The organism is Streptococcus sp. SM3 (assembly GCF_027497875.1).
The window spans coordinates 1-2,589 of the sequence record NZ_JAJNSA010000179.1 but is presented as its reverse complement, the minus strand read 5'-3'; the positions used below and the strand labels follow the sequence as shown (position 1 = coordinate 2,589).

At 41.6% G+C, this 2,589-nt stretch carries 4 protein-coding genes; 2 read left to right on the top strand and 2 right to left on the bottom strand.

Features of this window, described 5'->3' with window-relative positions:
- A partial coding sequence (locus PAN06_RS13805) for an IS3 family transposase (RefSeq protein WP_153210516.1) occupies nucleotides 1–97 on the top strand: 97 nt, incomplete at its 5' end.
- Between the two features lie 108 nt (nucleotides 98–205).
- Here PAN06_RS13805 and PAN06_RS13800 read toward each other — a convergent pair.
- The gene (locus PAN06_RS13800; RefSeq protein WP_033679682.1) at nucleotides 206–502 is read right to left on the bottom strand and encodes an enterocin immunity protein; all 297 of its coding nucleotides are present in this window, start codon (nucleotides 500–502) and stop codon (nucleotides 206–208) included.
- A 19-nt stretch (nucleotides 503–521) separates the two neighbouring features.
- Nucleotides 522–1,586, bottom strand: a complete 1,065-nt coding sequence (gene pepA, locus PAN06_RS13795) for a glutamyl aminopeptidase (protein WP_269796613.1) — start codon at nucleotides 1,584–1,586, stop codon at nucleotides 522–524.
- A gap of 294 nt (nucleotides 1,587–1,880) precedes the next feature.
- Between pepA and galE the strand changes: the two genes are divergently transcribed.
- A partial coding sequence (gene galE, locus PAN06_RS13790) for a UDP-glucose 4-epimerase GalE (protein ID WP_269796612.1) occupies nucleotides 1,881–2,589 on the top strand: 709 nt, incomplete at its 3' end.

Genomic DNA, 2,589 nt, shown 5'->3' with positions numbered 1-2,589 from the left:
TATTGTGGACTACATTGATTACTACAACAACAAACGAATTAAAGTCAAACTAAAAGGACTTAGCCCTGTGCAATACAGAACTAAATCCTTTCAATAATTATTTGTCCAACTTTTGGGGGTCAGTACAAATGGGATGGCTTTTTTCTTTTCCTAACCAAGAATTGCTTTTCTAATATATAGAAAAATGCTTTGATTCACAATGGAATCAAAGCATTTTAAAGAGCTCCCCATACATAATCGCAGAAGCTGCGGTTCCTCTGTACTTTGCTTCTTCTCTTTTGATAAAGCGAGCCAAGTTGAGCAACTCAGGTGCCGGATGTTTGGGATTTAGGAGCAATTCACGATTGACCAGGCCTGAGAGACGAACTGCCAGCAATTGCTCATTTGTAGTAGGCAGTTTTTTAGCAGTCTCTAGGAGAGCAGCAACTAAATCTTCACTCAAATCATGTCGAGCATGATTGTAAAGATCTTTTACAAGGCTTTCTAGGTTTGGTTCTACCATCCCTACCACCTCCTTAAGTTTAATAATTTTTAATCAAGTCAACTGTTGAACGATCCAATTTTTTCACCAAGGCTTGCAAGAAAGCTTGAGCTTCTAGGAAGTCATCCATTGCATAGAGGGTTTGGTGAGAGTGGATATAACGAGCGCAAACACCGATAGTTGTAGATGGGACACCGCCATTTTTCAGATGAGCTGCGCCAGCGTCTGTTCCACCTTTACCACAGTAGTATTGGTACTTGATTCCAGCTTCTTCAGCAGTTGTCAAAAGGAAATCCTTCATCCCTGGGAGAAGCAAGTGACCTGGGTCATAGAAACGAATCAAGGTTCCATCTCCAATCTTGCCTTGACCGCCATAAACATCACCAGCAGGTGAGCAGTCAACTGCTAGGAAAACTTCTGGGTCAAACTTAGTTGTGGAAGTATGAGCACCACGAAGACCAACCTCTTCTTGGACGTTAGAGCCCAGATAGAGTTCATTTCCGAGTTTTTGACCTGACAGAGCTTCTGCTAACTCGCTCACCATGAGAACCCCATAGCGATTGTCCCAAGCTTTTGAGATGATATTTTTTTCATTGGCTGTCAAGATTGCAGAACTATCTGGTACGATGGTGTCGCCAGGACGGATGCCAAAGCTTTCTGCCTCAGCCTTATCCGCAAAACCGCCATCAAAGACGATATCTGCAATAGCTGGCAGAGTTGGGCCGCCCTTACCACGAGTCAAATGTGGAGGGACAGAACCCGAAATCACAGGAATTTCACGACCATCACGAGTCAAGAGTTTGAAACGTTGGCTGCTGACTACCATAGGATTCCAACCACCGATTTCTACGACACGGAAGGTACCGTCTGGCTTAATCTCGCTGACCATAAAACCAACTTCATCCATGTGAGAAGCGACCAAGACGCGCGGCGCATCCGCAGCTTCTGAATGTTTGATACCAAAAATACCACCCAAGCCATCTGTCACCACTTCATCCACGTGCGGTGTCAACTTTTCACGAAGATAAGCACGGACAGGTGCTTCATGACCTGAGATTGCAGCAAGTTCTGTTACTTCTTTGATTTTTGAAAATAATGTTGTCATTTCAGTTCCTTCTTTCTTTCATCCATTTTACCACTTTTTATAGGAGAAGAATAGCGGGAAGGTGGATTTCTAAGTTAGTATCTTAGTCTTGCTCTATCTTAGAAAAAGCTTGTATTTTCTTGCATGTGAGGTGAAATCTAAGAACTATTCCAAGACCAACCAAACTATTAATTCCCAAACAAAAAACAATTCAATGCTATATTTGTCCAGTTTTTTCATGAAATTTGCAGAAAACAGTTGACTTTCCTTTCTTCTTTCTTTAAAATAGTACAAAACTAGAAAAAGGAAAAAATCATGACCAAAACAATTCTTGTTACAGGTGGAGCTGGCTACATTGGCTCCCATACCGTTAAAGCTCTTTTAAATGCTGGCTATCAGATACATGTTCTCGATAATCTTTCTACAGGAAATCGTTCGGCTGTAGATAGTCGTGCTAGCTTTAAACAACTGGATGTTTATGATGCTAGTGCCTTAAAAGCCTACTTGGAAGAAAACCAGATTGATGCTGTTCTCCATTGTGCAGGTGAGATTGTTGTGAGCGAAAGTATTGAAAATCCAAGTAAATACTTCACTGCCAATGTTGCTGGTATGAACCAAGTTCTCAAAGTCTTGTCTGAAGTTGGTATTCAAAAAATCATGTTCTCTTCGACTGCTTCCCTCTATGGTAATAACTGTATTGACAAGCCTGCAACTGAAGATACCCTGCTTGACCCTGTCAACCCTTATGCAGAAACAAAACTGATGGGTGAACGAATGATCTACTGGATGGCAAATCGCTATGATTGGAAATATGTCATTTTCCGTTACTTTAATGTAGCTGGGGCCGAAATGGATGCTTCAAACGGTCTGCGCGTGAAAAATCCAACTCATATCATTCCCAACATCAACAAGACCGCATTGGGACAAAATGATAGCCTGAAAATATTTGGAGATGACTACGATACACGTGATGGTTCATGTATTCGAGATTACATTCATGTCTTGGATCTTGCACAGGCTCATG